The organism is Xanthobacter sp. AM11 (genome assembly GCF_047444035.1).
In the GTDB taxonomy this organism is placed as follows: domain Bacteria; phylum Pseudomonadota; class Alphaproteobacteria; order Rhizobiales; family Xanthobacteraceae; genus Xanthobacter.
Genome location: NZ_JBLAOA010000001.1, coordinates 2,602,221 through 2,623,978, shown reverse-complemented (window position 1 = coordinate 2,623,978; position 21,758 = coordinate 2,602,221). Strand labels below are relative to the sequence as shown.

The 21,758-nt window shown below is 69.0% G+C and carries 25 protein-coding genes; 11 read left to right on the top strand and 14 right to left on the bottom strand.

Annotation, left to right across the window (positions count from 1 at the left end; translation table 11 throughout):
* Window positions 1-55 precede the first annotated feature (55 nt).
* Window positions 56-1,858, bottom strand: a complete 1,803-nt coding sequence (locus tag ACI7BZ_RS12085; protein ID WP_414117398.1) for an ABC transporter transmembrane domain-containing protein — start codon at window positions 1,856-1,858, stop codon at window positions 56-58.
* A 99-nt stretch (window positions 1,859-1,957) separates the two neighbouring features.
* Between ACI7BZ_RS12085 and rpmE the strand changes: the two genes are divergently transcribed.
* Window positions 1,958-2,182 carry a 50S ribosomal protein L31 gene (gene rpmE, locus ACI7BZ_RS12080; RefSeq protein ID WP_414117397.1) on the top strand — a complete coding sequence of 75 codons (225 nt, stop codon included), beginning with the start codon at window positions 1,958-1,960 and terminating at the stop codon, window positions 2,180-2,182.
* 79 nt (window positions 2,183-2,261) lie between these two features.
* Here rpmE and ACI7BZ_RS12075 read toward each other — a convergent pair whose 3' ends face one another.
* Window positions 2,262-2,735, bottom strand: coding sequence for a hypothetical protein (locus tag ACI7BZ_RS12075; protein WP_414117396.1), 474 nt, complete (start codon window positions 2,733-2,735; stop codon window positions 2,262-2,264).
* A 304-nt stretch (window positions 2,736-3,039) separates the two neighbouring features.
* A complete protein-coding gene (locus ACI7BZ_RS12070) occupies window positions 3,040-3,222 on the bottom strand; it encodes a DUF1192 family protein (protein ID WP_414117395.1) in 183 nt (60 codons plus the stop codon).
* Between the two features lie 180 nt (window positions 3,223-3,402).
* On the opposite strand from ACI7BZ_RS12070, the gene ACI7BZ_RS12065 reads away from it, so the two are divergent.
* The gene (locus tag ACI7BZ_RS12065; protein WP_414117394.1) at window positions 3,403-4,422 is read left to right on the top strand and encodes an NAD(P)H-quinone oxidoreductase; all 1,020 of its coding nucleotides are present in this window, start codon (window positions 3,403-3,405) and stop codon (window positions 4,420-4,422) included.
* Window positions 4,423-4,507: 85 nt separating this feature from the next.
* On the opposite strand, the gene ACI7BZ_RS12060 is transcribed toward ACI7BZ_RS12065, so the two are convergent.
* On the bottom strand, window positions 4,508-4,759 hold the full coding sequence (locus ACI7BZ_RS12060; RefSeq protein ID WP_414117393.1) for a hypothetical protein: 252 nt from the start codon (window positions 4,757-4,759) through the stop codon (window positions 4,508-4,510).
* Between the two features lie 182 nt (window positions 4,760-4,941).
* Between ACI7BZ_RS12060 and ACI7BZ_RS12055 the strand changes: the two genes are divergently transcribed.
* Window positions 4,942-6,381 (top strand): MFS transporter, encoded by a 1,440-nt coding sequence (locus ACI7BZ_RS12055; RefSeq protein ID WP_414117392.1) that lies wholly within the window; start codon window positions 4,942-4,944, stop codon window positions 6,379-6,381.
* Window positions 6,382-6,457: 76 nt separating this feature from the next.
* Here ACI7BZ_RS12055 and ACI7BZ_RS12050 read toward each other — a convergent pair whose 3' ends face one another.
* The 3 genes from ACI7BZ_RS12050 to ACI7BZ_RS12040 form a co-directional block, all read right to left on the bottom strand.
* A complete protein-coding gene (locus ACI7BZ_RS12050) occupies window positions 6,458-7,198 on the bottom strand; it encodes an RlmE family RNA methyltransferase (RefSeq protein ID WP_414117391.1) in 741 nt (246 codons plus the stop codon).
* Complete coding sequence (locus ACI7BZ_RS12045; RefSeq protein WP_414117390.1) at window positions 7,195-8,268, bottom strand: Ppx/GppA phosphatase family protein; 1,074 nt, start codon at window positions 8,266-8,268, stop codon at window positions 7,195-7,197. The genes ACI7BZ_RS12050 and ACI7BZ_RS12045 overlap by 4 nt, the downstream gene beginning before the upstream one ends.
* Before the next feature lie 227 nt (window positions 8,269-8,495).
* Entirely contained in the window at window positions 8,496-9,245 is a 750-nt protein-coding gene (locus ACI7BZ_RS12040; protein ID WP_414117389.1) for a transaldolase family protein, read from the bottom strand.
* Between the two features lie 577 nt (window positions 9,246-9,822).
* On the opposite strand from ACI7BZ_RS12040, the gene ACI7BZ_RS12035 reads away from it, so the two are divergent.
* Entirely contained in the window at window positions 9,823-10,188 is a 366-nt protein-coding gene (locus ACI7BZ_RS12035) for a hypothetical protein (RefSeq protein ID WP_414117388.1), read from the top strand.
* Window positions 10,189-10,202: 14 nt separating this feature from the next.
* Here ACI7BZ_RS12035 and ACI7BZ_RS12030 read toward each other — a convergent pair whose 3' ends face one another.
* The 6 genes from ACI7BZ_RS12030 to ACI7BZ_RS12005 all read right to left on the bottom strand — a co-directional run bounded on the left by ACI7BZ_RS12030 (window position 10,203) and on the right by ACI7BZ_RS12005 (window position 15,298).
* Window positions 10,203-10,649, bottom strand: a complete 447-nt coding sequence (locus ACI7BZ_RS12030; protein ID WP_414117387.1) for a DUF2023 family protein — start codon at window positions 10,647-10,649, stop codon at window positions 10,203-10,205.
* Window positions 10,628-11,110, bottom strand: a complete 483-nt coding sequence (fldA, locus tag ACI7BZ_RS12025; protein ID WP_414117386.1) for a flavodoxin FldA — start codon at window positions 11,108-11,110, stop codon at window positions 10,628-10,630. The genes ACI7BZ_RS12030 and fldA overlap by 22 nt, the downstream gene beginning before the upstream one ends.
* 350 nt (window positions 11,111-11,460) lie before the next feature.
* A complete protein-coding gene (locus ACI7BZ_RS12020; RefSeq protein WP_414117385.1) occupies window positions 11,461-11,670 on the bottom strand; it encodes a hypothetical protein in 210 nt (69 codons plus the stop codon).
* A gap of 119 nt (window positions 11,671-11,789) precedes the next feature.
* Window positions 11,790-12,809 carry a ketol-acid reductoisomerase gene (gene ilvC / locus ACI7BZ_RS12015; protein ID WP_414117384.1) on the bottom strand — a complete coding sequence of 340 codons (1,020 nt, stop codon included), beginning with the start codon at window positions 12,807-12,809 and terminating at the stop codon, window positions 11,790-11,792.
* 97 nt (window positions 12,810-12,906) lie between these two features.
* Window positions 12,907-13,422 (bottom strand): acetolactate synthase small subunit, encoded by a 516-nt coding sequence (ilvN, locus tag ACI7BZ_RS12010; RefSeq protein WP_414117383.1) that lies wholly within the window; start codon window positions 13,420-13,422, stop codon window positions 12,907-12,909.
* A gap of 115 nt (window positions 13,423-13,537) precedes the next feature.
* Window positions 13,538-15,298, bottom strand: coding sequence for an acetolactate synthase 3 large subunit (locus ACI7BZ_RS12005; protein ID WP_414117382.1), 1,761 nt, complete (start codon window positions 15,296-15,298; stop codon window positions 13,538-13,540).
* A 424-nt stretch (window positions 15,299-15,722) separates the two neighbouring features.
* Here ACI7BZ_RS12005 and ACI7BZ_RS12000 point away from each other — a divergent pair, with 424 nt between their 5' ends.
* From ACI7BZ_RS12000 to lpxK, 7 genes are all read left to right on the top strand, one after another.
* Window positions 15,723-16,205, top strand: a complete 483-nt coding sequence (locus ACI7BZ_RS12000) for a hypothetical protein (RefSeq protein WP_414117381.1) — start codon at window positions 15,723-15,725, stop codon at window positions 16,203-16,205.
* Between the two features lie 45 nt (window positions 16,206-16,250).
* The gene (gene ubiA, locus ACI7BZ_RS11995; protein WP_414117380.1) at window positions 16,251-17,195 is read left to right on the top strand and encodes a 4-hydroxybenzoate octaprenyltransferase; all 945 of its coding nucleotides are present in this window, start codon (window positions 16,251-16,253) and stop codon (window positions 17,193-17,195) included.
* Between the two features lie 87 nt (window positions 17,196-17,282).
* Window positions 17,283-18,143: a 3'(2'),5'-bisphosphate nucleotidase CysQ gene (locus ACI7BZ_RS11990; protein ID WP_414117379.1), complete on the top strand. Its 861-nt coding sequence runs from the start codon at window positions 17,283-17,285 to the stop codon at window positions 18,141-18,143.
* Window positions 18,136-18,387, top strand: coding sequence for a DUF4170 domain-containing protein (locus ACI7BZ_RS11985; protein WP_414117378.1), 252 nt, complete (start codon window positions 18,136-18,138; stop codon window positions 18,385-18,387). The genes ACI7BZ_RS11990 and ACI7BZ_RS11985 overlap by 8 nt, the downstream gene beginning before the upstream one ends.
* Before the next feature lie 69 nt (window positions 18,388-18,456).
* Entirely contained in the window at window positions 18,457-19,158 is a 702-nt protein-coding gene (locus ACI7BZ_RS11980; RefSeq protein WP_414117377.1) for a lysophospholipid acyltransferase family protein, read from the top strand.
* Window positions 19,155-20,450, top strand: coding sequence for a 3-deoxy-D-manno-octulosonic acid transferase (locus ACI7BZ_RS11975; RefSeq protein ID WP_414117376.1), 1,296 nt, complete (start codon window positions 19,155-19,157; stop codon window positions 20,448-20,450). The genes ACI7BZ_RS11980 and ACI7BZ_RS11975 overlap by 4 nt, the downstream gene beginning before the upstream one ends.
* Window positions 20,451-20,452: 2 nt before the next feature.
* A complete protein-coding gene (gene lpxK, locus ACI7BZ_RS11970) occupies window positions 20,453-21,505 on the top strand; it encodes a tetraacyldisaccharide 4'-kinase (protein WP_414119154.1) in 1,053 nt (350 codons plus the stop codon).
* A gap of 2 nt (window positions 21,506-21,507) precedes the next feature.
* Here lpxK and ACI7BZ_RS11965 read toward each other — a convergent pair whose 3' ends face one another.
* Complete coding sequence (locus tag ACI7BZ_RS11965) at window positions 21,508-21,729, bottom strand: DUF2093 domain-containing protein (RefSeq protein ID WP_414117375.1); 222 nt, start codon at window positions 21,727-21,729, stop codon at window positions 21,508-21,510.
* Window positions 21,730-21,758 lie beyond the last annotated feature (29 nt).

The following is a 21,758-nucleotide window of genomic DNA, read 5'->3' as shown; positions in this document are numbered from 1 at the left end:
GCTCGCATCCTGCCTGAGACCTTCCACTTGGCAAGATGCAAACGCTGCCTTGGCCCTACGCCGCGTGGCTGAACTGCAGCTGGGCGAGGCGGGCATAAAGGCCGCCCTTCGCCACCAGCTCCGCATGGGTGCCCTCGTCCACGATGCGCCCCGCCTCCATCACCAGAATGCGGTCCGCCTCCAGCACCGTGGCCAGCCGGTGGGCGATGACGAGGGTGGTGCGGCCCTCCATGGAGCGCTCCAGCGCGGTCTGCACCAGGGTTTCACTCTCCGCATCCAGCGCGCTGGTCGCCTCGTCGAGCAGCAGGATGGGGGCCGCGCGCAGGATGGCGCGGGCAATGACCACGCGCTGGCGCTGCCCGCCCGAGAGGGTGACGCCCCGCTCGCCCACCGGCGTATCCCACCCCTGGGGCAGGCGGGCGACGAACTCGTCCACCAGCGCAGCGCGGCCCGCCGCCTCCACCTCCGCATCGCTGGCGTCCGGCCGGCCGAGGCGGATGTTGGCGCGCACCGTGTCGGCGAAGATGGAGACATCCTGCGGCACGAGGGCGATCTGGCGGCGCACGTCCACCGGGTCCACGCCCATGATGTCCACGTCGTCCAGGCGGATGCTCCCCGCCTGCGGATCGTAGAAGCGCTCCAGCAGTTGGAAGACGGTGCTCTTGCCGGCGCCGGAGGGGCCCACCAGGGCCACGCGCTCGCCGGGGCGGATGGCGAAGGAAACCGCATGCAGGGCGGCGGTGTCGCCGCGGGTCGGGTAGGCGAAGCTCACCTCCTCGAACCGGATGGCGCCCGACACCCGCGCCGCCAGCGCCACCGGGCGGGACGGCACGCGCACCTGCGGTTCGGCCTTGAGCAGCTCGCCGATCCGCTCCGCCGCGCCGGCGGCGGCCGACACCTCTCCCCAGGTTTCCGAGAGATTGCCGAGGGAGGCGGCGGCCAGCACCGCATAGAGCACGAACTGGCTGAGGGCGCCCGAACTCATGGTGCCGGAAAGCACCGACTGGGCACCCGCCCACAGCACCGCGACAATGCTGGCAAACACCAGGAAAATGGCAACGCCGGTGAGCAGCGCCCGCGCCCGGGTGGCGTCGCGCGCGGCGGTGAAGGCATCCTCCACCGCTCCGTCGAAGCGCGCCCGCGCGGCCCCCTCGGCGCTGGAGGCCTGCAGCGCGCGCATGGCGTTGAGGGCTTCCGCGGCATAGGCCGACGCATCGGCCAGCGTATCCTGTGCATGGCGGGAGCGGCTGCGCACCCGCCGGCCGGAGGCCACCAGCGGCAGCACGATGAGGGGAATGGCCACCAGCACCAGGCCGGACAGGCGCGGGCTGGTCACCACCATCATGGCGATGGCGCCGACGCACAAAACGAGATTGCGCAGCGCCGTGGAGGCGGAAGCGCCTACCGCCGACTTGATCTGGGTGGTATCGGCCGTGAGCCGCGAGGTGAGCTCGCCCGAGCGCGCCGAATCGTAGAAGGCGCCATCCAGCGTCACCAGCCGGGCGAAAACCGCGCTCCGCAGGTCGGACACGATCCGCTCACCGAGGGTGGTGACCAGATAATAGCGCGCGGCGGACGCCAGCGCGAGCACCGCCACCACCCCCACCAGCACCGCGAAATAGCGGTCGATGAGGGCGGATTGATCGGCGGCGAAGCCGAAATCGATCATGCGCCGCACCGCCACCGGCAGGGCCAGCGTGGCCAGGGCGGCGAGGAGAATGGCACCGAGGGCGGCAGCGACCCGCCCGCGATAACGCGCGACATGGGGGGCGAGACCCCGCAGAGGCGCAAGGGAGCGGCGCGGCTTGCGGCCGGCGGCCGGCGCGGTGGGGGCAGATGAGGTGTCGGCTTGTGTCAAAGCATGCTCTCGGCTATAGACCCGCCACTTCCGTCAGGAACCGAAATTGGCGCTGCCGTCCCGGGATCCGGGCTGGCGTGGCGAAAAAGGATTGAACCAATGAAGAGCGACATTCACCCCGATTACCACTTCATCAAGGTGCTGATGACGGACGGTTCGGAGTACACGACCCGCTCAACCTACGGCAAGGAGGGCGACACCCTCCAGCTCGATATCGACCCGCGCACCCATCCGGCCTGGACTGGCGGCAGCCAGCAGCTCATGGACCGCGGTGGCCGCGTTTCGCGCTTCAAGAACAAGTTCGGCGCGCTGCTGAAGGGCTGAGCGCCCGCGCCTGACGCTGTGGGCCCTGCGCGCCTCGGTCGCAGGGCGGCGGAGAGGTTGCGCGGCGGGCACCGTCCCATCACGCAGGATTGTCTGCAACACCCCGCGCCACGAGATGCAGCCGCGGGCGGCCCTGCCGCCGTCGCGGCTTTTCGTGCGTGCGCCCTGCCGACGCCCTGCCCTCCTGGTCCGCTGCCGCGAGGCAGGCAGCAAGTCCGGCCGACAGCCGCGATGCGAGGTCATGGAGCGCGAGGGCGCCGATCCGCGCGGGCTGCGGCAGCCGGGCCAGAAGCTGCGGCTCCAGCACCGGATCAAGGCGCAGGCGGCCGGCTTCCCGCTGGAATGTGGCGTGGTCCATGTCGCCCGCCGCCCGGGCGCGCAGCATCAGCAGGGCGGAAGTCGCATCCAGAATCAGGCTGGCGAGAACCTCCCGCTCCGGCGGCGCAAGGCCGGCCGGCGCCGTGAACAGGCGCGCCTCGGCCCCCGCCAGGGTGTCCATCGCGTCCTGGAAGCGAAGATGGAAATCGCGCTCCCTTGCCCCGTGCTCGCTCAACGCCCCGCTCCTGTCGCCGCGACGCATGAAGCGGACCTTGGGCCGGCCCGTAAAGGGCCCGGGCCGGGATCGGGCTGGGGATAGCGGGAAAGGCGCACGGCACCCGGGGACCCAAGAAAGAGCCGCCTTGCGGCGGCTCGAAGTCCGACAGGGAGAGTTGCCAGAAGTCCGGGGGAGGAAACGAATCCGACGGACACATGCAGTGTGGCAGGCAAATATTAACGCCGCATTAACGCAAGCACGCTAGGCGCCCCATTCCGCCCCGGTAAAATCAATGGGTTACGCCATACCTCCGCGGCCAGGCTCACAGCTTGAAGGCGGCGTCCGCAGCCGCGCGGGAGGCACGTTTTTGCGCCAGCGCGGTTTCCAGCCGCTCGATCTCCGCTTTCAGCCGGCCGATCCGGTGTTCGATCTCGTCCACGGAAAGGCGCGAGAGATCGGCTTGCGCGATCTCGTCGCGCGGTGGGGGTGGCGGCTCCTCGTCCATTGGCTTCTCCCGTCCCTGTCCTTATTCTTGCCCGCGCCATTGCGCACCCGGCGCCACCGCCGGGGACGGCACGCACGGCGGGCGGTCACCGCCCCTATCTTGCGCGTTCCGGCCAAGGTTTAAAGACCCACGCCCGGCTGCCTTCAAGGCGCCTTTGGCTGTCCCGTTCCGGAGACCTCCATGTTGCCCTCCCCCGCCCTGCCCGCCACCATGACCGCCATCCTCATCAGCGCACCCGGCGGGCCGGACGTTCTGGTGCCGGGCGAACGCCCCGTTCCTGTCCCCGCGCCGGGCGAACTGCTGGTGAAGGTGGAGGCGGCCGGGGTGAACCGCCCGGACGTGATGCAGCGCAAGGGCCTTTATCCGCCCCCGCCCGGGGCCTCCGACATTCCCGGCCTTGAAATCGCCGGGACGGTGGTGGCGCTGGGTACCGGCGCGAGCCGCTTCGCCATCGGCGACAGGGTGTGCGCCCTCGTCACCGGCGGTGGCTATGCGCAATATTGCACCACCCACGAATCCACCGCCCTGCCCATTCCCGACGGACTTTCCGCCGCCGAGGCCGCGGCCCTGCCGGAGACCGTGTTCACGGTGTGGAGCAACGTGTTCGAGCGCGGCCGCCTCCAGGCGGGCGAGACCCTGCTGCTGCACGGCGGGGCCGGCGGCATCGGCACCACCGCCATCCAGCTTGCCAAGGCGTTCGGCGCCCGGGTGGTGGTGACCGCCGGATCGGACGAGAAGTGCGAGGCCTGCCGCGCCCTCGGCGCCGACGTGGCGGTAAACTACCGCACCCAGGATTTCGTGGCCGAGGTGAAGAGCGCCACCGGCGGCAAGGGCGCCGACGTGATTCTCGACGTGATCGGCGGACGCTACATCCAGAAGAATTACGAAGCCGCGGCGGTGGACGGGCGGATCGTGCAGATCGCCTTCCAGGAAGGCGCGAAGGCCGAAGTGGACTTCATGCGCCTCATGCTGAAGCGCCTCACCCACACCGGGTCCACCCTGCGCTCGCGCCCGGTGGCGGAAAAGGCGGCCATCGCCGCCGCCATCGTGGAAAAGGTGTGGCCCCTGGTGACGGCCGGCCGCTTCCGCCCGGTGATGGACACCACCTTCCCCCTTGCGGAGGCGCCGGCGGCCCATGCCCGGATGGATGCAAGCGCGCATGTGGGCAAGATCGTGCTCACGGTGCCGGAGCAGGCATAGGGCCGCCCTCTCCGGCCGGCCCCCTTGGGAGCGCCGTCATCATTCCGCAACCGGCGGCGTCAGACGCGCGGCCGGTTGCACGGCCTCACGGCCGCCAGTTCGGCGGCGGGGCGCCGCTGCGCTCGATGGCGTCCACGATCTCCCGCTGGCGCCGATCGCTGCGCTTCATGTGCACGGCAATCACCGCATGGGCCGAGGGCACCAGGAAGAACAGCGGAAAGATCAGGCCGAGCAGCACGCACGGCACGATCATCACCAGATTCACCAGCGCCGAAATCGGCTGTCCGTTCACCAGGAGGCCGAGCGGCGGGAGCAAGGCGGCGAGAATGTAGACCATGGCTTTGCGAGCCCTCCTTGAGGCCCGCAAATTCATATGGGGAGGCCGCCTCGCGCTTCAAGCGGCCGCCGTGGTGCCGCCGGGTTGACGGGCATCCGGTTGATTGCGGCGGTGCGAGCACGTAAGTCAGGGCACGGCCGAACGCGCTTTCCTGCCCCGGCGCGCGCCTTCCGGGACACGCCATGCCTTTTCGGGCAATGCCGCAGCAAGTGCTCATCCCCCTCATCGTCGCCTGCGCCCTGTTCATGGAGCAGGTGGATTCGACCGTCATCTCCACCTCGCTGCCGGCCATCGCCGCCGATCTCCACGAGGACCCGGTGGCGCTCAAGCTGGCGCTGACCTCCTATCTTCTGTCCCTTGCCGTGTTCATCCCGGCCAGCGGCTGGGCGGCGGATCGCTATGGCGCGCGCACGGTGTTCCGCTCCGCCATCGTCATCTTCACGGTGGGCTCGGTGCTGTGCGGGCTCTCCACCTCCCTTGTCGATTTCGTGCTCTACCGCATCATCCAGGGCATGGGCGGCGCCATGATGGTGCCGGTGGGCCGGCTCGTCATCCTGCGTTCGGTGCCCAAGTCGCAGCTGGTCTCGGCGCTGGCGTGGCTCACCATTCCCGCCCTGCTCGGGCCGGTGTTCGGCCCGCCCATCGGCGGCTTCATCACCACCTATTTCGACTGGCGGCTCATCTTCTTCATCAACGTGCCCATCGGCGTGCTCGGGGTCTATCTCGCCACCCGCTTCATCGAGAATGTGCGCGAGGAGGATGTTCCCCCGCTGGACCTGAAGGGCCTCGTGCTCTCCGGCGTGGGCCTGGCGGGCCTCGTCTTCGGCTTCGCGGTTCTGGGGCAGGCGCTGGTGCCGGCGTGGGTGGCGCCAGCGGCGGCCGGCATCGGCGTGGTCGCCCTCGTCTTCTACCGGCGCCATGCCCGGCGCACGCCCCACGCGGTGCTGGACCTGCGCCTGCTGCGCCATGCCACCTTCCGGGCCGGCGTCGTCGGGGGCTCCTTCTTCCGGGTGGGCATCGGCGCCATCCCGTTCCTGCTGCCGCTGATGCTGCAGCTCTCGTTCGGCCTCACGCCCTTCGCCTCGGGGCTGCTGACGTTTGCCGCCTCGGCCGGCGCCATGGCCATGAAGTTCACGGCGGCGCCCCTGCTGCGGCGGCTCGGCTACCGCAACGTGCTGATCGTGAACGCGTTGATGTGCACCGGCTTCATCGCGGTGAACGGCCTGTTCACGCCGCAGACGCCCCATCTCGCCATCATCGGCGCCCTGCTCGCAGGCGGCTTCCTGCGCTCGCTGCAGTTCACGGCACTGAACGCGCTGAGCTATGCCGAGGTGGAGGCGCAGGAGATGAGCCGCGCCACCTCCTTCGCCAGCGTGGCGCAGCAGGTTTCCCTGTCCTGCGGCGTCGCCCTCGCCGGCTTCGTGCTGGAGACCCTGCGCGCCGAGCGGGGCGAGACCAGCCTGACGCAGGGCGATTTCGCCGCCGCCTTCATCGTGGTGTCGCTGGTGAGCCTGATGAGCGTGATCTACTTCCTGCGGCTGCCGAAGGATGCGGGCGCCGAACTGACCGGACGCAAGCCGGACCTTGCCGACCCGCGCAGCGAAGTATCGCCGGCCCCCTGAGGGGCGCGCACCCTGAGCCACATGCCCCCTGAAACGCCCGTGATCCTCCCGGGGTCCTCATGCGGAGGAGGTGGTGTCAGCGCTCCCCGCTCTCCCGCCCGTCGTCGGCCGCGTCGGCCTCTGCTTCCGCCTGCCTGCGGAAGCCGGTGGCCAGCACATAGAGTTCGGCCGAATCGGCGCGGCTGGCGGCGGGCTTGATGTGCTTCACCTGGGCGAAATCGCGTTTCAGATCGGCCAGCAGCGTGCCCTCGGTGCCGCCCTGGATCACCTTGGCGAGGAAGGCGCCGCCCGGGGCCAGTACCTGCCGGGCGAAATCGGCCGCCAGCTCCACCAGGCCGACGATGCGCAGATGGTCGGTCTTCTTGTGGCCGGTGGCATTGGCCGCCATGTCCGACAGGACGAGATCGGCCTCGCCCCCCAGCATGGCGACGAGCCGCTCCGGCGCCTCCGGTGCGAGGAAGTCCATCTGGGCAAAGACCACGCCGGGGATGGGGTCGATCTCCAAAAGGTCGATGGCCACGATCTTGCCGTGCCCTTCATCGAGCCCGATCTTCTTCGCGGCCACCTGGCTCCAGCCGCCGGGCGCCGCGCCAAGGTCCACCACCCGCATGCCGCGCTTCAAAAGGCGCGCCTTCTCGTCCATCTCGATGAGCTTGAAGGCGGCGCGGGAACGCCAGCCCTCGCGCTTGGCCTTCGCCACATAGGGGTCGTTGAGCTGCCGCTGCAGCCATTTCTGGGAAGAAGTGGTGCGCCCGCGCGAGGTCTTCACGCGCACCTTCAGGGGCCGGCCGTCCGGCCCGCGGGGGGGAGTGGTCACGCGCAATTGTCTCCGCGCGAAAGGTCTGCGCCCGTTTCCGGCCGGCCGCGACGCCACGCCCCGTCGGCCCGCATGAGCTGCACCAGCATGCCTTCGCGCAGGCCGCGATCGGCCACCCGCAGCCGCTCCGCCGGGAAAATGCGCCGCACCGCCTCCATGATGGCGCAGCCGGCCAGCACCAGATCGGCGCGCTGCGCGCCGATGCAGGGATTGGCCACCCGCTCCTCGAACGACATGCCCATGAGCCGCTCCACCACCTCCTCGATATGGCCGGCGCCCAGCCAGGCACCGTCCACCCGGGTCCGGTCGTAGCGCTCCAGGCCCAGATGGATGCCGGCAACGGTGGTCACCGTGCCGGAGGTGCCGAGCAGGTGCAGGCGCCCCGGGGCGCGCACGCCCCAGCTCTGGCGCACGCCGTCCAGCATGGCGCACACTTCGTCCACCATGGCCCGGAACACCTCGGGGGAAACCTTCACCCCGCCATGACGCTCGGACAGGGAAACCACACCCACCGGAAGGGAAACCCAGGAGCGGATGCGCGCCCGCGGCGGCCCGTCGTCGCCGGCGGAACGGCGGCCGAGCCACACCACTTCCGTGGAGCCGCCGCCGATGTCGAACAGCACGGCGCCATCACAGGTGGGGTCCACGAGGGGAGCGCAGCCGGTGGCCGCGAGCCCGGCCTCGGTGCGGCGGTCCACGACTTCGAGGGTGAGGCCGGTGCGCGCCTCCACCCGCGCGCAGAAATCCTCGCCATTGTCGGCGGCGCGGCAGGCCTCGGTGGCGACGATTCGCGCCCGGGTGACACCGCGCGTCTCCATCTTGGAGGCGCAGATCTCAAGGGCGGCGAGGGCGCGGTCCATGGCATCCTGGCACAGGCGGCCGGAGCCGGTGAGGCCCTCCCCCAGCCGGACGATGCGCGAGAAGGCATCCACCACGCGGAAGCTGCGCGCCGTGGGGCGCGCCACCAGCAGGCGGCAATTGTTGGTGCCGAGGTCGATGGCCGCGTAGACGGGGCCGGCGGGAAGAGGGACACCGGCAGGCGCGCGTGGTGCGCGCCGCACGACCGCCATGCGCCCGTCCGCAGCCCCTTCGGCTGCCGCGCGCTCGCGGGAAGACTGCTCCGGACCCGTCCCGGGCCCGTGCGTCTCGTCCCTCATGTTCATCCCCTCGCCGCAAGGCGAAACACGCGCTCAGGCCGAAACGCTGGACCAGCATCTGGCTGCGCCTTGCCGGCAGTTTAGCAAAGCAGGCCGCGTGCGCAATGCCGAGGCCTGCCCTGCGATGAGGCAAATGCCGACTACTCGGCTGCCGCCCGGCCGGTGAGGTCCAGCGTGAGGCCCGCCGCCAGGGCATCGGCGCGGAACGCCTTCACCGCGTCGAGGGACAGCTCCGCCGCGGTCTTCGTGCCAAGCGCCGGCAGCTTCTTCAGCACGTCAGCGGGCGCGGTGATGATGTGGCAGCCCAGGCGATCGGCCTCGATGACGTTCCACACCTCGCGGGTGGAGGCCCAGATGACCTCCACGTTGGTGGTGGCGCGCGCCAGTTCCACAGCGCGGGAGATGGCGGGCACATAGTCGATGCCGAGGTCGGCGAGGCGGCCGGCGAACACCGAGATGATGGAGGGGGCGCCGCCGGCGAGGGCCTTCACGCCCTCCTCCACCTGCGGCACGTCGAAGATGGCGGTGAGGTTCACCTTCACCCCGTCGTTCACCAGGTCGCGCACCAGATCGTAGAGGGTCTCGCCCCGCGTGGTGGAGACCGGCAGCTTCACGTGCACGTTCTCGCCCCAGGTGGCGATGACGCGCGCCTGCGCCCGCATCTCGGGGATGTCGTCGGAGAAGACCTCGAACGAGATGTGCCGGTCGGGCACCGCCGCCACCAGATCACGGGCATAGGCTTCGTAGTCGGTCACCCCGGCCTTGCGCAGCAAGGAGGGATTGGTGGTGAAGCCGGCGATATGAGGCTGCTTCGCCATTTCCACGATCTGCGCCTTCTCGGCCCCGTCGGTGAACAGCTTCACCTTGAGGTCTGCGAGCTTCACGGACATCACCTTTGCTCCTCCTGGAACGCACCGGCCGGATCGCCCGCGATCGGACCGCAAAGCGCGCCCTTGCTTCGAATTGGAAGACGCACCCTCCGCCCGGCCCGACAAGGCCCGGCGGCCGGCCCGTCCTGCGGCGGCATGGCCGCATCCTAGAGCGCGATCCGAGCAAATTGAATCCATTTGCTCGGTGAATCGCCCTCTGAACTCAAGAAAGAGCGCGATCGGGCCGTAGGGAACCATTACGTGGCTCCCCATGAGCGCCCCGCCGCCCCCAACCTGTTGAAGGAAGACGGATTCGCTGCCGGGCGGGACTCGCGCTGCGCGCCTTTTCCGGCCGGGCCAAAGGAGCGCAGCGCCAGCATAGCGCGGCAAGACAACATTTTGATGCCGGCGGCCGGTGCGCCCCTCGCGCCGCACACCATCGGGGCCGGGAGGGTGTGCCGGGGCCTTTGGGATTAACGTCATGTTGACCATGACTGCAGCTTTCGTGGCGATGCAAGGTCCGGTAAAGGGATGCGCCGCATCATGAGGCCAACCGGGGTCCCGGGCCTGATGTAGCACGGCGTTGAAGAGGCGGGGGATGGTCTCGACGGACATGGTGGAGCGCATGGCGCGCGCGATGCACGCATTCTCCCGGCAGCGCTACCCGCTGCTTGAGGCGTGGGAGGAGCTTTCGCCCGAGCGCCGCGCCTATCAGCGCCAGCTCGCATCCCATGCGCTGCAGGCCCTGACCCCTTACGATGTGATCGAAATCACCTCCCGCACGGCGCCGGACATCGTCGCGGTGCCGGTGGAGCCGGGGCCGTGGGCCCTCGCCGAGCTTCAGGAAGCCGCCATCGCCGACAACGGCACCGCCATGGATGCGCGGCGCCGCTACCGCTCCTTCCTCGCCACCGCCTCCCTGCCCCTGTCCACCCGCCATGCGGACGGGGGACAGGCCGGCTGAGACGGCGGCGCGGCCTATTCGGCCGCCAGCGCCGCCTCTTCCGGCATCCCGCGCCCGGACCGGGCGAGGAAGCGCCGGCATTGCTGCTCCCGGTCGTAGCCCAGGAGCGTGCCCAGCATGAAATCCTCTTCCGGCGACAGGGCATTGAGCGGACGGGTGACGAACGCCCGCGCCACCGCCACGAAGGCCGGGCGGCCGAAGAAGAGGTTCACCTTGGAGGGGCTCACCTCCTGCACGAAATGTTCGATGCCCTGGTTGCGCAGCTTGGCCGCCACCAGCGCCAGCTCGCCCCGGCTGAGGGTCATCAGGAAGAGCGCACGTACCCCCCGGCCGTATTCATAGACATGATGATGGAAAAGCCGCAGCACTGCGGAAGCCGGTGCCGCCTCGGCAAGCCGGGGGCCGGCGAGAATGTGGAGAGGCGGCGCCGCCTCTCCGTCTAGAGCAGCTTGCTCAGCCATGCTGTCACCCTCTTGTCCGTCATGCCGGATTGCGTGTCGAGGTCGAGGGCGAGGCCGACGAACTTGCCGTCCCGCTCGGCGGTGGAGCCCACATAATCGTAGCCCGCCGTCTCCGTGTGGCCGATCACCACGGCGCCAAGGTCCGACACCTCGTCAAAGAGGATGCCCATCGCATCCACGAAAGAGGTGGGATAGGTTTCCTGGTCGCCGGTACCAAACAGCGCCACCTTCTTGCCCTTCAGGTTGGCGCTGCGCAGCTTGTCGATATTCTCCTCCCAGTCGGTCTGCAGCGTGCCGTCGCCGTAGGTGGGAGAACCGAGGATGAGCAGCTCGCAATTCTCGAAATCGGCCTTGGTGGCGGCCTTGATATCGACCGAGCGGCCCTGGCATTTCTTGGAAATCTTGGAAGCAACGCCCTTTGTGGCGCCGCCATCGGAGCCGTAGATCACCGTTACAATCATCTGCCTGTCTCTGAATGGAATAGCTTTAAAATGCGAAGCCGCCCCGGATTGCGCCCCGGAACGCCTCCAATGTCAGAAGGCTATGAACGCCAAACACCAATAGCAATACAGTATAGACACGAATTGCCCGTGGCCAAGCTGCATGCTAGAAAATGCACCGCCACGACAGCTCTTTTGAACTGTTTCATTTCGAAGTATTTTCTGGAACGGATATCATCTGCCCCGCGCTCCGCGCTGGCCACGGCAATGCGGACGCCGGACGGTGACAGCCGCAGGGCATCCACCGCAAAGCAGCGGGCCGGGACAGCTTCAGGAGATGAGGGAGCCTTCGGCGGCGAAGCGCCCGGCGGCTATTCCGCCGCTTCCTTCGGCGGCTTGCGCCGGCTTTTGGCGGGGATGACGAGATCGAATTCGGCGAGTTCGGCGTCGGTGGGCCAGGTCATGTCCTTGTCCCAGGCCCAGTGCGCGCGGATTTCCTCGTCCGACATGGCATCGAATTTCGCCCAATCAATCGTCTTTGCGAGACGATCGGCCTCTTCCAATTGCTTCTTGGTAGGCACGGCGTTCGCTCCGGTGGACCCAAGCCGACCGCAAGATAACAGCGTTGATCGAGCGCCTGCCAACAAAAAGCCCCGGAGCAGCCAATGCCGCTCCGGGGCGAACCCTGATGGGATGAGGATCAGTTCTTGGTCTTGTCCACCAGAGCCTTGGCCTTGATCCAGGGCATCATGGCGCGCAGCTTCTCGCCCACTTCCTCGATGGGGTGAGCGTTGGCGCGGGCGCGGGTGGCCTTGAACGAGGCCTGGTTGACCTTGTTCTCAAGCATCCAGTCGCGGGTGAACTTGCCGGACTGGATGTCGTCCAGCACGCGCTTCATCTCGGCCTTGGTCTCGGCGGTGATGATGCGGGGGCCGGTGACGTATTCGCCATACTCCGCCGTATTGGAGATGGAATAGTTCATATTGGCGATGCCGCCCTCATAGATGAGGTCGACGATCAGCTTCACCTCGTGCAGGCACTCGAAGTAAGCCATCTCCGGGGCGTAGCCGGCTTCCACCAGCGTCTCGAAGCCGGCGCGGATCAGCTCCACGAGGCCACCGCACAGAACCACCTGCTCGCCGAACAGGTCGGTCTCGCACTCTTCCTTGAAGGTGGTCTCGATGATGCCGGCGCGGCCGCCGCCGATGGCGGAGGCGTAGGAGAGGCCGAGGTCATGGGCATTGCCCGAGGCGTCCTGGGCGATGGCGATGAGGGTCGGCACGCCGCCGCCGCGCTGGTATTCGGAGCGCACCGTGTGGCCGGGGCCCTTGGGGGCGACCATCAGCACGTCGAGGTCGGCGCGCGGCTCGATCAGGTTGAAATGCACGTTGAGGCCGTGGGCGAACAGCAGCGCCGCGCCATGCTTCATGTTGTCGGCGAGGCTGTCGCGATAGATGTCGCCCTGCAGCTCGTCGGGGGTCAGCATCATCACCACGTCGGCCCACTTGGCGGCGTCCGCCGGGCTCATCACCTTGAAGCCCTCGGCCTCGGCCTTCTTGGCGGTGGCGGAGCCGGGACGCAGGGCGACCACGACATCCTTCACGCCCGAATCGCGCATGTTGAGCGCATGGGCATGGCCCTGGCTGCCGTAGCCGATGACGGCAACCTTCTTGCCCTTGATCAGGTTCAGATCGGCGTCGCGATCGTAGTAAACGCGCATAACTTTCTCCTTGTGGGCGTTTTCTCGATGGGAAATGCGGATTTGCCCCGGCACCCGAGCGGCACCGGGACAAATCCGAAAAATGCAGACGTGCCTCTTACATGGCCTCCGGCCCGCGCGAAATGGCCACCACGCCGGTGCGCGCCACCTCCACGAGGCCGAGGGGCTCCATCAGCCAGGCGAACTGGTCGATCTTGTCCGACTTGCCGGTGATCTCGAACACGAAGCTCTCGCGCGTCGCGTCGATGACGCGGGCGCGGAACGCCTCGGCGAGGCGCAGCGCCTCGCCGCGGGCCTCGCCCACGCCGCGCACCTTCACCATGGCCAGTTCCCGCTCCAGCGCGGAGGCCTCCACCGTGAGGTCGCGCACCCGGTGGATCGGCACGAGGCGGTCGAGCTGGTTCTTGATCTGCTCGATCACCATGGGCGTGCCGGTGGTGACGATGGTGATGCGCGAGAGGTGCCCCTCGTGGCTCACCTCGGACACGGTGAGGCTGTCGATATTGTAGCCGCGGCCGGAGAACAGGCCGATGACCCGGGCAAGCACGCCCGGTTCGTTGTCCACCAGGACGGAGAGGGTGTGGCGCTCGATGGGCTCGGGGGGATGGGACATGGATGGGCCCTGAAGGAAGAAGGATGGGGATGTGTGATGGGCTCCCTCCCCCGCCCGGGGGGAGGGTGAAGGGGCGGCGCGGCTGCCGCGCCCGCCCCCCGTGGCGGCAGTCCCGTCACACCAGCATCTTGCCCTCGTCGGTGATGGCCGCGTCGAGGTCCACGGCCATGTCGCCGAGGATCATCTCGTTATGGGCGCGGCCCGAGGGGATCATGGGGAAGCAGTTTTCCTGCTGGTCCACGATGCAGTCGAAGATGACCGGCCGCTTCACGTTGATCATCTCGGCGATCGCCGCATCGAGGTCGCCCGGCTGGTCGCAGCGGATGCCCACGCCGCCGTAGGCGTCCGCCAGCTTCACGAAATCGGGCAGCGCTTCCGAATAGGAGTGGGAGTAGCGCCCGCCGTGCAGCAGTTCCTGCCACTGGCGCACCATGCCCATGTATTTGTTGTTCAGGATGAAGATCTTCACCGGCAGGTCGAACTGCACGGCGGTGGACATCTCCTGCATGTTCATGAGGATGGAGGCTTCGCCGGCGATGTCGATGCACAAGGCGCCGGGATGGGCCTTCTGCGCGCCGATGGCGGCGGGCAGGCCGTAGCCCATGGTGCCGAGGCCGCCGGAGGTCATCCAGCGGTTGGGCTCCTCGAAGCGGAAGAACTGCGCCGCCCACATCTGGTGCTGGCCCACTTCCGTGGTGATGTACACGTCCTTGTCCTTGGTGGCCGCATAAAGCCGCTCGATGGCGTATTGCGGCTTGATGATCTCGTCGGAGGCGCGATAGGCGAGGCAGTTGCGCGCCCGCCAGCGCTCGATCTGCGCCCACCAGCCCTCCAGCGCCCCCTTGTCGATGGCGAGGCCGCGCCCCTTCCAGGCGGCGAGGAGATCGGCGAGCACGCGGGTGCAGTCGCCGATGATGGGCAGGTCCACCTTCACGTTCTTGTTGATGGAGGAGGGGTCGATGTCGATGTGGATCTTCTTCGAACCCGGGGCGAAGGCATCGAGGCGGCCGGTGATGCGGTCGTCGAAGCGCGCGCCGATGCACACCATCACGTCGCAGCCGTGCATGGCCATGTTGGCCTCATAGGTGCCGTGCATGCCCAGCATGCCCAGCCACTGGCGGTCGGCCGCCGGAAAGGCGCCGAGGCCCATCAGCGTCGAGGTCACCGGCACGCCGGCGAGGCGCGCCAGTTCGCGCAGCAGGCGGCTCGCCTCCGGCCCGGAATTGATGATGCCGCCGCCGGTGTAGAAGATGGGCTTCTTCGCCGCCGCGATCATCTCCACCGCGGCCGCGATCTGCGGCGCCTCGGCATTGAGCTTGGGCCGGTAGGTCTTGTGCTGGATGTTCTCGCGGCCGACATAGGTGCCGGTGGCGAACTGCACGTCCTTGGGAATGTCCACCACCACCGGGCCGGGGCGGCCGTTCTGCGCCACATAGAAGGCTTCGTGCAGCACACGCGCGAGGTCGTTCACGTCCCGCACCAGATAATTGTGCTTGGTGCAGGGGCGGGTAATGCCCACCGTGTCGCATTCCTGGAAAGCGTCGTTGCCGATGAGCTGGGTCGGGACCTGCCCGGTGATGCAGACGATCGGGATGGAATCCATCAGCGCATCGGTGAGGCCGGTGACCGCATTGGTGGCGCCGGGGCCGGAGGTGACAAGCACCACGCCCACCTTGCCGGAGGAGCGGGCATAGCCCTCCGCGGCATGGACCGCCGCCTGCTCGTGCCGCACCAGGATGTGCTCGATGGCGTTCTGGTGGAACAGCGCGTCATAAATGGGCAGCACCGCCCCGCCCGGATAGCCGAAGATGTGCTCGACGCCCTGGTCGGCGAAGGCCTGGATCACCATTTCGGCGCCGGTCATCTCAATGCTCATGGTCCTGGACTCCCGCTGGGCCCCGCGGCCCCGACGCGGCCTTTCGGCCAACATTGACCCTTAAGAACGACGAAGGGGCCCGAAGGCCCCTCGATACGCGCCACCCTTTATCGACACAGCCGTCAGGCTGGGCCGAAAGTGGCGCGTTTCCCTACGAGAAGAATAACGAAATTGCGCATTGTGGCGCCATCCCTTCCGAAAGTTGCGCGAACCTACCCACGCGCAACGCCCCCGTCAAGCGCCGGAACGCTTTTTCGCAACCGCCCCGGCGGGCGCGGGCTGCCGCAAAGTGCCGGCGGCGAGACTCCGTTAGGGAATGTATGCAAGGCTTACGGCCCGTCCGCCGCGATATTGCCCCATCTTCGGGGTCTGTATATCAACATGAACGGTCCGCCAGGGTGGATCGAGGAGGGGGCAGAGCCTCATGAAGAAACTCACGCTCGCGATCTCGGCGGCACTCGCTGCAAGCGCGCTCGCGGCCGGTGCCGCCCGGGCGGATTGCCAGAGCGACGTCCTGTCCATCCGCCAGGAGCTGGAGGAAAAGGGCAAGGTGCTGAGCGCCGCCAGCAAGAAGAAGGCGGACCCGCAGACCCTGTGCCCCCTGTTCCGCGCCTACACCGCCGCCGAAGGCAAGTGGGTGAAGTTCCTCACCGACAATGCCGACTGGTGCCAGATCCCGCCCCAGGCCATCGAGCAGGCCAAGCTCAGCAACAAGAAGGCCGTGGATATCCGCAACAAGGTGTGCGAGGCCGCAGCGAACGGCGGCGTGGCGCCCGGTGGCGGCGCGGCGAAGCCTCCGCCGCAGGGCTCCCTGTCCAGCGCGCTCGGCATCACCACCGGCTATTCCCTGGGCCAGTCGAAGGGCAGCGGCGTGTTCGACACGCTCAACGGCAATGCGCTGAAGTGAGGCGGCCCGATTGAGTTCCAGCCGATGAGTTTCAGCCAAGGGTCCATGGGCCCGCCCATCGCGGATGCCGCACGCGGCAACTGGGTGGATCGCCATGCGCCGGCGCCCCTGCGCCCCTATCTGCGCCTTGCCCGGCTCGACCGTCCCATCGGCTCGTGGCTGCTGCTGCTGCCCTGCTGGTGGTCCACCGCCCTGGCTGCCGTTGCGGCGGATTCCCCCTATCCCGATCCCAAGCTCCTCGTTCTGTTCGCCGTGGGCGCGGTGGCCATGCGCGGCGCCGGCTGCACCTGGAACGACATCCTCGACCGCAAGATCGACCGGCAGGTGGCGCGCACCCGCGGCCGGCCGGTGGCAAGCGGCGATGTGAGCGTCACCGCGGCGCTGGCCTTCCTCATCTTCCAGGCGCTGGTCGGCCTTGCCGTTCTGCTCAGCCTGCCGCACTTCGCCATCGTCACCGGCCTCGCCTCCCTCGGCGTGGTGGCGGTCTACCCGCTGATGAAGCGCATCACCTCGGTGCCCCAGCTCATCCTCGGCATCGCCTTTTCCTGGGGCGCCCTCATGGGCTGGGCCAGCGTGTTCGAGACCATAGCGGACCCGGCCCTGCTGCTGTTCGCCGGCTGCGTACTGTGGGTGTTCGCCTACGACACCATCTATGCCCACCAGGACAAGGAGGACGACGCCATCGTGGGCGTGCGGTCCACCGCGCTCCTGTTCGGCCGCAGCACGCCCCTCGCCGTGGCGCTGTGCTATGCGCTGGTGGTGATCCTGTTCGCCACCGCCTTCCTTTCGGTGCCCACCGGCCTGTTCGCCACCCTGGGGCTGGCCGGCTTCGCGCTGCACCTGCACTGGCAGGTGCGACGGCTCGACATCGACGATCCGACGCGCTGCCTGGAGGTGTTCAAGTCGAACCGCGACGCCGGGCTCATCCTGTTCGCAGGCCTGGCCCTCGACAGCATCATTCCCAACAGCCTGGTGCCTCTCCTGCCCTGATCCGCGCGGCATGGCAGCGCGGCGACTGCCGCAATGCAACAAGAGACGGCTTGCCTCGCGGCGCGGGCGCCCCTATGTGCCTTCGCCATGAGTGCCGAGATAAGTGCCGAGCCGATGACCGGGCCGCACGGGCAGGACCCCGCGACCCTTGACCCCCTCGCCCGCCAGCTCGCCGAGACGGTGACGGCGGCCGGGGCCATTGCGCTCGCCATGTTCCGCCGCAGCATCAAGACCTGGACCAAGGGCAACGATTCCCCGGTCACGGAAGCCGACATGGCGGTGGACGCCTTCCTGCGCGAGCGCCTGCTCGCCCTCGACCCGGCGCTGGGCTGGCTGTCGGAGGAATCGGAGGACAGCCCCGCCCGCCTTTCGGCCCGGCGCCTCTGGGTGGTGGACCCCATCGACGGCACCCGCGCCTTCATGGCCGGCGGGACCGACTGGGCGGTTTCGGCCGCGCTGGTGGAGGATGGCCGCCCGGTGGCGGCGGCGCTGTTCGCCCCGGCGAGCGAAGAATTGTTCACCGCCGTTGCCGGCGGCGGCGCCCGGCGGAACGGCGTCGTGCTGCGGGCGGGCACGCGGGCCGCGCTGGAGGAGGCCGCCGTGGCCGGCCCGGCCGCCGACATGGACAGTCTTTCCCGCTTCGCCGCGGTGCAGCGCCTGCCACGGGTGCGCTCCCTGGCCCTGCGCATCGCCCGGGTGGCGACGGGCGAGATCGACATCGCCTTCGCCGGCGGCAACAGCAGCGACTGGGACATCGCCGCCGCCGACCTCATCGTCCACGAGGCGGCCGGCCGCCTCACCACCCGCGACGGCGCGGTGCCCCGCTACAACGCGCCGGTGCCCCGCCATGCCCCTTTGATCTGCGCCGGCCCGGCGCTCCACGATGCGGCACTTTCCGCCGTGCGCCATCCCCTGCCTTCATTGCAACATCGGACACATCATGACTGACACCAGCGCATCCAAGCAGCTTCCGCACCTTGTTTTCGGCGGCGAGCTCAAGTCGCTCGACAGCGGCGAGTTCAAGGATCTCTCCAAGCTCGACATTGTCGGCATCTATCCCGATTATGCGAGCGCCGCGGCGGCCTGGCGGGCGCGGGCGCAGCAGACCGTGGATAACGCGATGATGCGCTATTTCGTGGTCCACCTGCATCGCCTGCTCGACCCCGAGACCGGCAAGGTGCAGGGCGACTGAGCCGACCTGCTGAAGCCCACGCACCCGGACCGCGCCGCGGTCCGTCAAGATGAGCGAGCCAACTTTCCCATGTGGCGGCGACTGAGGACAAACCGCGCCTTCCAGCTGGCGGCGGGGACGACGTTTGCGTCCTATTTCAAGCTGGTGGCGCGCACCACCCGGTTCGTGATCGAGCCCCCCGACATCTTCGAGACCATCGACGAGAGGATGCCGGTCATCATGACCTTCTGGCACGGCCAGCACTTTCTCGCGCCCTTTGCCATGAAGCCGCACCACAAGGCGAAGGTGCTCATCTCCCGCCATGCCGACGCCGAAATCAACGCCATCGCCGCCGAGAAGCTGGGCGTGGGCACCATTCGCGGGTCCGGCGCCACCTCCCGCCGCGATTTTCATCGCAAGGGAGCGGTTTCTGCCACCTACGAGATGCTTGACGCGCTGGCGGAAGGTATCAATGTAGCGATGACGGCGGACGTGCCCAAAATCACCCGCAAGGCCGGGCTCGGCGTCGTTACCATTGCACGGTACTCAGGACGCCCTATCATCCCGCTCGCCATGGCCACCCGAAACCGCATCACCCTGAAGAGCTGGGACCGTGCCAGCCTGAACCTGCCGTTCGGCCCGGGCGCCGCGGTGGTGGGCGAGCCGGTGTTCGTGGCGCGGGATGTGGACGAGGCCGGCCTGCAGGCCGCGCGCGACCTGCTCCAGTCGCGCCTGGAGGCGATCACCGCCCGTGCCGAGGCCATCGCCGCCGCAGGGTCGAGGGACGTATGAAGGGCCGCGCGCTGCCGCTCACCCTTCGCCTCTATCGCGGCGCGAGTTCCGCTGCCGCGCTCCTTGCGCCGGCGTGGCTCTCCTACCGGGTGAGCAAGGGCAAGGAAGACCCCGCGCGGCTCGCCGAGCGGCGCGGGCGCGCCAGCACCCCCCGGCCACGGGGTCCGCTGGTGTGGGTGCACGGCGCCAGCGTCGGCGAGGTGATCTCGGTGCTGCCGCTGATCGAGCGGCTCGATGCCCGCGGCTTCCAGGTGCTGCTCACCTCCGGCACCCTCACATCCAGCCGGGTGGCCGCGCACCGGGCCCCGCCGCGCGTCATCCACCAGTTCGTGCCGCTGGATGCGCGCGGCTTCGTGGCACGCTTCCTCGACCACTGGGCGCCGGATCTCGTGCTGCTCGCGGAATCCGAGCTGTGGCCGAACCTTCTGGCCGAGCTGGGACGGCGCGGCACGCCCATTGTCCTCGTCAACGGGCGGTTGTCGGAACGCTCGGCGCGGCGCTGGTCGCGCCTGCCCCGGAGCGCGCGGGCCCTCCTGTCCCGCGTGGACCTGTGCCTCGCCCAGACCGATGAGGACGGGCAGCGCTTCCGGGACCTCGGCACCCCCCGCGTCGAGGTCTGCGGCAACCTGAAGTTCGATGTGCCGCCGCCCGGCGTCGATCCGGCGGAATTCCAGCGCTTCGCCAAGGCGGTGGGTCCGCGCCCGGTATTGCTGGCGGCCTCCACCCATGAGGGCGAGGAGGAAGCGGTGATCGAGGCGCACGAGATGCTGGTCACCCGGGTGCCGAATCTTCTCACCGTCATCGCCCCCCGCCATCCCGAGCGCGGCGCCCAGGTGGCGGCCCTCGGCGCGGAGGTGCAGCTCGGCGTCCGCCAGCGCCAGCTCGGCGAACTGCCGGACCCCGGGACCGGCCTCTACGTGGCCGACACCATCGGCGAGATGGGGCTGTTCTATCGCTGCGCGCCGGTGGTGTTCATGGGCGGTTCCCTGGTGGAGCACGGCGGGCAGAACCCCATCGAGCCGGCCAAGCTCGGCACCGTCGTGCTGCATGGCCCCCATGTGTGGAACTTCGCCGAGGTCTATCAGCGCCTCGACGCGGAAGAAGGCGCCCTCGAAATCGCCGATGCGCCCGGCCTCGCCCGCGCGGTCTATGCCTTCCTCAAGGATTCGCAGTTGCGGACCCAGACCGCCGATGCCGCCTTTGCGACGGTGGCCGCGCTGGGTGGCGCGCTGGAGCGCACCCTCGCCGCCATCGAACCCTATCTGGTCCACATCCGCCTGCAGGCCCGCTGATGCTGGCCGCGCCCCGTTTCTGGTGGCGCCGGGCCGGCCTCGCCAGCGCCCTCCTCTCCCCCATCGGCGCCGTGGTGGGAGCCATCGCCGTGCGGCGCATGGGGCGGGACGGCGGCCGGGTGGGCGTGCCGGTCATCTGCGTCGGCAACCCCACCGTGGGGGGCGCCGGCAAGACCCCCACCGCCATCGCCATTCTCGCCCGGCTGACGGCGCAGGGCGCGCGCCCCTTCGCGCTGCTGCGGGGCCATGGCGGCAGCCTGCGTGGTCCGCTGCGGGTGGACCCTGCGCTCCATGGCGCCGCCGAGGTGGGAGACGAAGCCCTGCTGCTGGCGCGCCATGCCCCCACCATCGTCGCCGGCGGCGACCGCCTGGGCGGGGCGCTTCTGGCCGTGGCCGGCGGAGCGAGCCACATCATCATGGACGACGGCTTCCAGAATCCCTCGCTGCACAAGGATGTGTCCCTGCTGGTGGTGGATGCCGCAGTGGGCGTGGGCAATGGCTGCATCCTCCCCGCCGGCCCCCTGCGCGCACCGCTCGCGCCCCAGTTGGCGCAGGCGGATGCAGTGCTGCTGGTGGGAGAGGGAAGCGCGGGCGAGGCGGTGGCCGGGGCGGCGCACGCGGCGGGAATCGCCGTGCTGCGTGGGCGCCTGGCGCCCGATCCGGCGGGCATCGAGGCCCTGCGCGGGCAGCCGCTTGTCGCCTTTGCGGGCATCGGCCGGCCGGAGAAATTCTTCGCCACCCTGGAGGCCGGGGGCCTGCACCTCGCGGAGCGGCGCGCCTTTGTCGATCATCACCCCTACAGCGTGCGGGAGCTGGAGGATCTGGCTGCGGCGGCAACAAAGGCCGGCGCACGCCTTGTGACCACGCAGAAGGATATGGCGCGCCTGTCGCCCCCGGCGTTCGCAACCCTGCGCGAAAACATCGCCACGCTTGCGGTGACGCTGACCCTTGAAGCCCCGCAGGCCCTGGACACGCTCATCTCCCGCGCCGGGGCGCGATGTGCGGCACGCGAAACCGCGGCGTCCGGCGCCGCGCCGTCAGGGGCCAGAGGGTAGGCTCAGCCCGCCGGGCGTTCGCGCACGCGCGTCAGCACCGCCTGCGGGTCAAAATAGGCCTCCTGCAGATCCACGCTCCAATAGCGCAGCTCGTCCAGCGGGATGGCCTGTCCGGTGACGGCGCAACGCACGAAGCTGCCGGGGCGCAGAATGCGGAATTCCCCGTCGAGATAGCGGACTTCGGCCTCGCCATGGGGCTCGGGGAAGCGTTCGAATCGATTCATCACCGCAGCAGGCATCCTGAAACAAGGTC